At 68.2% G+C, this 7,294-nt stretch carries 6 protein-coding genes; 2 read left to right on the top strand and 4 right to left on the bottom strand.

Annotation, left to right across the window (positions count from 1 at the left end; translation table 11 throughout):
- Positions 1–183 (bottom strand): hypothetical protein (locus QZV72_RS04750; RefSeq protein WP_297005867.1); only part of this gene is annotated, 183 nt, incomplete at its 3' end.
- A gap of 32 nt (positions 184–215) precedes the next feature.
- On the opposite strand from QZV72_RS04750, the gene QZV72_RS04745 reads away from it, so the two are divergent.
- The gene (locus QZV72_RS04745; protein ID WP_297005865.1) at positions 216–974 is read left to right on the top strand and encodes an SDR family oxidoreductase; all 759 of its coding nucleotides are present in this window, start codon (positions 216–218) and stop codon (positions 972–974) included.
- A gap of 132 nt (positions 975–1,106) precedes the next feature.
- On the opposite strand, the gene ilvD is transcribed toward QZV72_RS04745, so the two are convergent.
- The 3 genes from ilvD to QZV72_RS04730 all read right to left on the bottom strand — a co-directional run bounded on the left by ilvD (position 1,107) and on the right by QZV72_RS04730 (position 5,339).
- On the bottom strand, positions 1,107–2,957 hold the full coding sequence (gene ilvD / locus QZV72_RS04740) for a dihydroxy-acid dehydratase (protein WP_297005863.1): 1,851 nt from the start codon (positions 2,955–2,957) through the stop codon (positions 1,107–1,109).
- 38 nt (positions 2,958–2,995) lie between these two features.
- Positions 2,996–3,640 (bottom strand): PH domain-containing protein, encoded by a 645-nt coding sequence (locus QZV72_RS04735; protein WP_297005861.1) that lies wholly within the window; start codon positions 3,638–3,640, stop codon positions 2,996–2,998.
- Between the two features lie 64 nt (positions 3,641–3,704).
- On the bottom strand, positions 3,705–5,339 hold the full coding sequence (locus QZV72_RS04730; RefSeq protein ID WP_297005860.1) for a mechanosensitive ion channel family protein: 1,635 nt from the start codon (positions 5,337–5,339) through the stop codon (positions 3,705–3,707).
- A gap of 328 nt (positions 5,340–5,667) precedes the next feature.
- On the opposite strand from QZV72_RS04730, the gene QZV72_RS04725 reads away from it, so the two are divergent.
- Positions 5,668–7,294, top strand: a 1,627-nt coding sequence (locus tag QZV72_RS04725; RefSeq protein WP_297005858.1) for an acetolactate synthase large subunit, incomplete at its 3' end; no start/stop codon positions are given.

Below are 7,294 nucleotides of genomic sequence, written 5' to 3'. Positions count from 1 at the left end.
GAACGGGGCGACGGACTCCAGGTAGCGGCGCTGCGCCTCACCGTGGATCGTGCCGAAGGCCAGCGAGGACTTGCCCGACCCGGAAACCCCGGTCACCGCCACCAGCGCGTTGCGGGGCAGCTCCACGTCGACGTGGCGGAGATTGCGCAGGTGGGCGTCGTGCACGGAGATGTTTCCAGACATGACCGCCCAGTGTAGGCGGTACCGTGGGCGACATGGATCTGGGAATAGCAGGACGCTGGGCCGTGGTCTGTGCGTCGAGTAAGGGACTGGGCTTCGGCTGCGCGGACGCGTTGGCGGCCGAGGGAGTGAACCTGGTGGTCAATGCGCGGGGTGCCGACGACCTGTCGGATGCGGCGGATCGGCTGCGCCGCCACGGGGTGGAGGTGCGTGAGACCGTCGGGTCCGTGGTGGACGCCGACGTGCGCGCCGCCCTGCTCGACGCCGCTCCGCAGGTCGACATCCTCGTGACCAACGCCGGCGGGCCGCCGCCCGGGGATTTCCGCGACTGGGACGAGGATGCCTGGCTTTCCGCGCTGCGGCAGAACATGCTCACGGCGGTGGACCTGGTCAGGGCGACGGTGGACGACATGGCGTCCCGCGGGTTCGGGCGGGTCGTGAACATCACCTCCGGGTCGGTGAAGGCACCGATCGCGAACCTGGGACTGTCCAACGGAGCCCGCGCAGGACTGACGGGCTTGGTGGCGGGTGTCGCCCGGCAACCGCAGCTCGCCGGGGCGAACGTCACCCTGAACAACCTGCTGCCGGGGCGGTTCGCCACCGACCGGATCCGGGAGACCGCCGGGGTCGCACCGGGGGAGGAGCTGCCGGCACCGGAGGGGATCCCGGCCGGACGCTTCGGCGACCCGGCCGAGTTCGGGGCGGCGTGCGCGTACCTGTGCTCGGAGCAGGCGTCCTACATCACCGGCCAGAACCTGCTGCTCGACGGCGGGGAGTACCCCGGGACGTTCTGAGCGGCGTCCCCTCGGACAGTCGTCATGACACCCGGGTACGGGGCCATGCGAAAGGCCCGCCAGGTGTGTACCTGCCGGGCCTGCGAAGAGAGGGGAGCGGGGAAGCCTAGTGGAGAAGCCTAGTGGAGAAGCCTAGTCCTCGATGACGCGCACCGCGCCCTTGTCGGCGCTGGACGCCATCTTCGCGTAGGCGCGCAGCGCCTTGGTGACCTTGCGCTGGCGGGTGGCGGGCTTCCACGGGTGCTCGGAGGCGTTCATCGCGGCACGGCGACGCTCGATCTCCTCGTCCGGGACCTCCAGGTTCAGCTCACGGTTGTGCACGTCGATGGTGACCGTGTCCCCGTTCTCGATGAGCCCGATGAGACCACCGGCGGCGGCCTCCGGGGAGACATGGCCGACGGAGATGCCCGAGGACCCGCCGGAGAAGCGGCCGTCGGTGAGCAGGGCGCACTTCTTGCCCAGCCCGGAACCCTTGAGGAAGGCGGTGGGGTGCAGCATCTCCTGCATGCCCGGGCCACCGGCCGGACCTTCGTAACGCACGACGATGACGTTGCCGGGCCGGACCTTCTTCCTGAGGATGACCTCCACGGCCTCCTCCTGGGACTCGACGACCATCGCCGGGCCGGAGAAGTGCCACAGGGACTCGTCGATGCCGGCAGCCTTGATGACCGCACCGTCAGGGGAGATGTTGCCGCGCAGGATGACCAGACCACCGTCGGCGGTGATGGCGTTCGCCACGGAGTGGATACAGCCGTTCGCGTCATCGAGGTCGAGGCTGTCCCACACGTTCGAGGTGGAGAAGGGTTCGGTGGTCCGGACCCCGCCGGGGGCGGCGTGGTACAGGTCGATGGCCTCCTGGGACGGGTTCTCCGCGGAGACGTCCCAGGTGGACAGCCACTCGGCCAGGGACGCCGAGTGCACGGTGTGGACATCTTCGTTGAGCTTGCCGCCGCGCCACAGCTCACCGAGGATGCGGGGGATGCCGCCGGCCCGGTGGACGTCCTCCATGTGGTAGTCGGCGTTCGGGGCGACCTTGGACAGGCAGGGGACGTTCTTCGACAGGTCGTCGATGTCCTGCAGGTCGAAGTCGACGCCACCTTCCTGGGCGGCGGCGAGGATGTGGAGCACCGTGTTGGTGGAACCGCCCATGGCCATGTCGAGGGCCATCGCGTTCTGGAAGGCTTCCTTGGTGGCGATGGATCGTGGCAGGACGGAGGTGTCACCTTCGCCGTAGTAGCGGCGGCACAGGTCGACGACCAGACGGCCGGCCTCGGAGAAAAGCTCCCTGCGGGCGGAGTGGGTCGCCAGGGTGGAGCCGTTGCCCGGCAGAGACAGGCCCAGGGCCTCGGTGAGGCAGTTCATCGAGTTCGCGGTGAACATGCCCGAGCAGGATCCGCAGGTCGGGCAGGCGGCCTGCTCGACGGTGAGCAGGCCCTGCCGGGTGACCTTGTCGTTGGCGGTGGCCGAGATCGTGGAGATCAGGTCGGTGGGCGCGTGCGCCACGCCGTCGACGACCACGGCCTTTCCTGCCTCCATCGGGCCACCGGAGACGAAGACGACCGGGATGTTCAGTCGCATCGCCGCGTTGAGCATGCCGGGGGTGATCTTGTCGCAGTTGGAGATGCAGACGATCGCGTCCGCCTGGTGGGCGTTGACCATGTACTCGACGGAGTCGGAGATGATCTCACGGCTGGGCAGCGAGTACAGCATGCCGGAGTGTCCCATGGCGATGCCGTCGTCCACGGCGATGGTGTTGAACTCACGGGCGACGCCGCCGGCCTCCTTCACCGCCTCGGCCACGATGTCGCCGACATTCTTGAGGTGGACATGCCCCGGGACGAACTGGGTGTACGAGTTCGCGATGGCGATGATCGGCTTGTCGAAGTCGTCGTCGGTCATGCCTGTGGCACGCCACAGGGATCGGGCACCGGCGGCGTTGCGCCCCTGGGTCGTGACCGAGGAACGGAACGGGATTGTGTTCATGTGGGCAGGTCCTTACAGCATTGATGCAGTTGTCGTGGTCAACGGCCCCGGGGGTCGTCCTCTTCGTGGGAGCCGGAGGTGTTCTTCCGTCGCGCCTCGTCACGGCGCTGAAGCTCTTCCCTGGCCATCTGACTGGTCCGCCTGGCGGCCTCGTATTCGACGTACTCGTCCTTGTCCATGAGTACGGCGTAACCGTCGCGGTTGACCACCTTGACCGATTCGTCGATGGCGGTGAGACTCGGGGTCACCGGGTCGGGGATTCTGCCCCCAGTCACCTCGCTGAGGTCGACCAGCGAGTTGAAACTGACGCCCGGCAACGGAAATGATGATCCGTCGGTCCGGACGGCAAGGGCCTTGCCTCCTCGGGTGAATCGTAGTGCGTCGAAGTCCTCCCATGCCAACGATGCTGACCGGCGGAACAGATACCGCGCGGTGATGCCCTTGTCGTAGAAGGTCGTGCGGCACCGCAGGACCCAGACGATGAACAGCAGCGGGAGAACCGGGAGCCAGAACAGGACCGAGGGGGCGTAGGCGATGGCCACGACGGTCATCACCAGCATGATGATCGCCGCCATCAGATGTCCCTGATCCACCCGGACCTGGTGCGGGAGCAGATCCCGGGGGGCGTCCCCGGTCGTGTCCGCAGCGGTAGCGTCCGCTCTGTCATCATGCCTGGAACTCATGGACACCCATTTAATCAGTCCGGCGCGGCTGTGACCGCATCGGTCCCGTCGCACCGGCGCGCCGTCACGGGGCGACGGTGGTGTCCGTCGTTCCCCCGCTGCGGCCGGTGAGCGTACCCCGGGGCTCGGCGGTGGGGGCCGTGCTCTGAGGGGTGCCGGTACCGTAGCCGGAACCGCCCCCGTCCTCGTCGGCGTCGCTGGTCGGTGATGCCGTGCCGGTGGACATGCCCCCGGTCCCGGTGCCCTCGTCCCGGTCGTCGGTGGGGGCCGGCGACGGTGTGCCGGTCTCCGGCGCGGTCTCCGGGGTCTCCGGGACCGCGGTCTGGGTCGGGGTTGTCACGGTCGGGGCGCCGGCCGGCGTGGTCGTGGCCCAGCGGTTCGGGGACAGCGGCCCGGATCCGCCGCCGTCGGGGTTCGCCGCGAGCAGGCCGACGACGGCGAGCGCGGTGATGGCGAGGAGGAGGATCCCGGTCGACGGCCGAATCCTGCCACCGAGGCTGAGGATCCGGGAGACCTTCGACCCGGTGTCCAGGTTGCGCCAGATGCCGTGTTCGGCGACGTCGGCAGCCACGGCGTCCATCCCGGTGGCACTGGTGGTACTGGTGGTACTGGTGGTGCCGGCCTCGCCGGTCCGGGTCAGGGACGCGACATCCCCTGAATCCCCTGAATCCCCTGAACTCCCGGTATCGCCGGTGCCTCCGTCATCGGAGACGGCGGCCGCGGGTGTCGCCGCGTCCGGGGGACGGGGCTCACCGGCCTCCACGGCGTCGGCTGCGGCGGCGGTCCCGGCGTCCTCCCCGGGGACGGTGACCGGTGGAAAAGCCTCGGTCGGCGGTCCGGCGTAGGGGGAGGGGTGGTCGCCGGGGGCCTGGAAGCGGTCCCAGAACTCGTTGATCAGCGCGGCGCGGATGGTGCGCTGCACCTTCCACTGGGTCGCCGGGTTGACGTCGACGGTCACCTGGATGCCGACGGTCCACGGCAGCCCGGCCGCGGTGGGCGGGGTGATGTTCATGGCTGGCAGGACGCTGACCTCGCCCCGGATCTCCTCGCGGATTCCACCGGTGTCGATGGCGCGTTGGGTGACCACGGAGACGGTGTCGGAGAGAGAGGACATCGTGTCGTCCCCGGTCATCGGCAGCTCCAGGTCGACGACGGCGCGGGACCACTCCTGGGAGTAGTTGATGGTCACGTTCGCCGAACTGTGGGGGACGGTGATGAGCTCACCGTTGCCGGTGCGGATCTGTGTCGATCGAAGTGTCAGCCGGACAACGGTTCCCTTGACCTGGTCGCTGGTGCTGTCGAAGGAGACGAAGTCGCCGACACCGTACTGGTGCTCGGAGATGATGAAGAACCCGGCGAGGAAGTCGCCGATGACCTTCTGGGCGCCGAAGCCGATGGCGGCGGAGACCACGGTAGCGGGCACTGTCGCCCCCACGGTCGATACCCCGAGGTTCGTCAGCGCCGAGTAGATGAGGAAGAAGTATGCGACGATCTCGAGCAGGTAGACGAGAGCGCCGACGAACGCGAGGTAGCTCTTGGTCTGTTCCTCACCGCGGGAGATCCGCTCGGTGACGATCCGCACGAGCAGGCGTCCGATCCGGGGGATGAGGACGCCGATGATGACGAGTGCGCCGAGGGTGAGGCCGTGATCGACGACCCAGCCCCAGAACGCGAGGAGAAGGTGCTTCCAGTCAAGCATGGTCCCGACCGTAGTCCGGGAGTCTGTGACCCTGCTGTCCGGGCTCGTGTGGGGACGCCGACAATTGACCATAGAATGGGACTGGGGGTATCAGCGGGTGGGAACATTGTGGCCAACGCGTTGACCCGGAGGGGTGCTGTCCGCTAACCTCACCGGCATGACGATGTTCCGACTTCTCGTATCCGCCGGGCGCTAGAGCCCCTGCGGAGATTTCGCGGAACACTCTGGCGCCTCCGCCCGGCGTACGACACGCCGGGTCCGGGGGCGTCAGTCAGTTTCGGAGCATCTGACTTCCACGACTCATGACCCGAAAAGGAGTGCACGGACTGTGACCGACACCTCACGCTCACACCCCAGTCCCGCCACCGTCGCAGCCACCGGCCGCGGCCGTCGACCCGAGCGCATCAACGGCGCCCAGGCCGTCGTCCGCTCGCTCGAGGAACTCGGAACGGATGTGGTCTTCGGGCTTCCCGGCGGTGCTGTCCTGCCGCTGTACGACGCGATCTACGGGTCGGAGAAGCTCAACCACATCCTGGTCCGTCACGAGCAGGGCGCCGGCCACGCCGCCACCGGCTACGCCCAGGCCAACGGTCGGGTCGGCGTGTGCATCGCCACCTCCGGCCCCGGGGCGACCAACCTGGTCACCCCGCTGGCGGACGCCAACATGGACTCGGTTCCGGTCGTCGCCATCACCGGCCAGGTCGGCACCCACCTGCTGGGTACCGACGGTTTCCAGGAGGCCGACATCCGCGGCATCACGATGCCGATCACCAAGCACAGCTTCATGGTGACCAGGCCCGAGGACATCCCTGCTGCCATCGCCGAGGCCTTCCATGTCGCGTCCACCGGCCGTCCCGGTGCCGTGCTCGTCGACATCCCGAAGGACGTCCAGAACGCGGAGCTCGACTTCGTCTGGCCGCCGAGCTACCGGCTGCCCGGCTACCACCCGGTCACCACCCCGCACTCCAGGCAGATCGACGAGGCTGCCCGCCTCCTGTCCGCGGCGAAGCGTCCGGTCATCTACGCCGGCGGCGGCGTCCTCAAGGCGGAGGCCTCCGATGCCCTCCTCGCCTTCGCCGAGGCCACCGGTATCCCGGTGACCACCACACTGATGGCGCTGGGCACCTTCCCGGAGTCCCACCCGCAGTTCCTGGGTATGCCGGGCATGCACGGCACCGTCCCCGCCGTGGCGGCTCTGCAGAAGTCCGACCTGATCCTGGCCCTGGGAGCACGGTTCGACGACCGTGTCACCGGTGACGTCGACTCTTTCGCCCCCGGCGCCAAGGTCATCCACGCCGACATCGACCCGGCGGAGATCGGCAAGATCCGTGAGGCCCAGGTGCCGATCGTCGGTGACGCCCGCGAGGTTCTCCTCGCACTGACCGACGCCATGTCGTCCCTCCCGACGCCGCAGATCACTGACTGGCGCGGCTATCTCGACACGCTCAAGGCCGACTTCCCGCGCGGCTACGAGTGGCCGGCCGACGGCAAGCTCGCCCCGCAGTTCGTCCTCGAGAACCTCTCGGAGATCGCCGGTCCGGACGCCATCTACGTCGCCGGTGTCGGCCAGCACCAGATGTGGGCGGCCCAGTTCATCGACTACGAGAAGCCGCGTACCTGGCTGAACTCCGGGGGACTGGGGACGATGGGCTACTCCATTCCCGCAGCCATGGGGGCCAAGGCGGCCTGCCCTGGCACCGAGGTCTGGGCGATCGACGGCGACGGCTGCTTCCAGATGACCAACCAGGAGCTCGTCACCTGTGCGGTCGAGGGACTGCCGATCAAGGTCGCCCTGATCAACAACGGCAATCTGGGCATGGTCCGCCAGTGGCAGACCCTGTTCTTCGACAAGCACTACTCGAACACCAACCTCAAGCCCGGCGAGACCTATCTCCCGGATTTCGTGGGGCTGGCAGAGTCCATGGGCTGTGCCGCCTTCCGCGTCACAGAGAAAG

This window comes from uncultured Corynebacterium sp. (genome assembly GCF_902782855.1).
GTDB lineage: Bacteria > Actinomycetota > Actinomycetes > Mycobacteriales > Mycobacteriaceae > Corynebacterium.
Note: the sequence above shows the minus strand (reverse complement) of the source record. Positions and strands in the feature narration are given on the sequence as shown.

Bases quoted from the DNA above. Each gene is read 5' to 3' on its own strand.
- ilvD (WP_297005863.1), bottom strand. From the start codon at position 2,957: ATGAACACAATCCCGTTCCGTTCCTCGGTCACGACCCAGGGGCGCAAC.
- QZV72_RS04730 (WP_297005860.1), bottom strand. From the start codon at position 5,339: ATGCTTGACTGGAAGCACCTTCTCCTCGCGTTCTGGGGCTGGGTCGTC.
- QZV72_RS04745 (WP_297005865.1), top strand. From the start codon at position 216: ATGGATCTGGGAATAGCAGGACGCTGGGCCGTGGTCTGTGCGTCGAGT.
- QZV72_RS04735 (WP_297005861.1), bottom strand. From the start codon at position 3,640: ATGAGTTCCAGGCATGATGACAGAGCGGACGCTACCGCTGCGGACACG.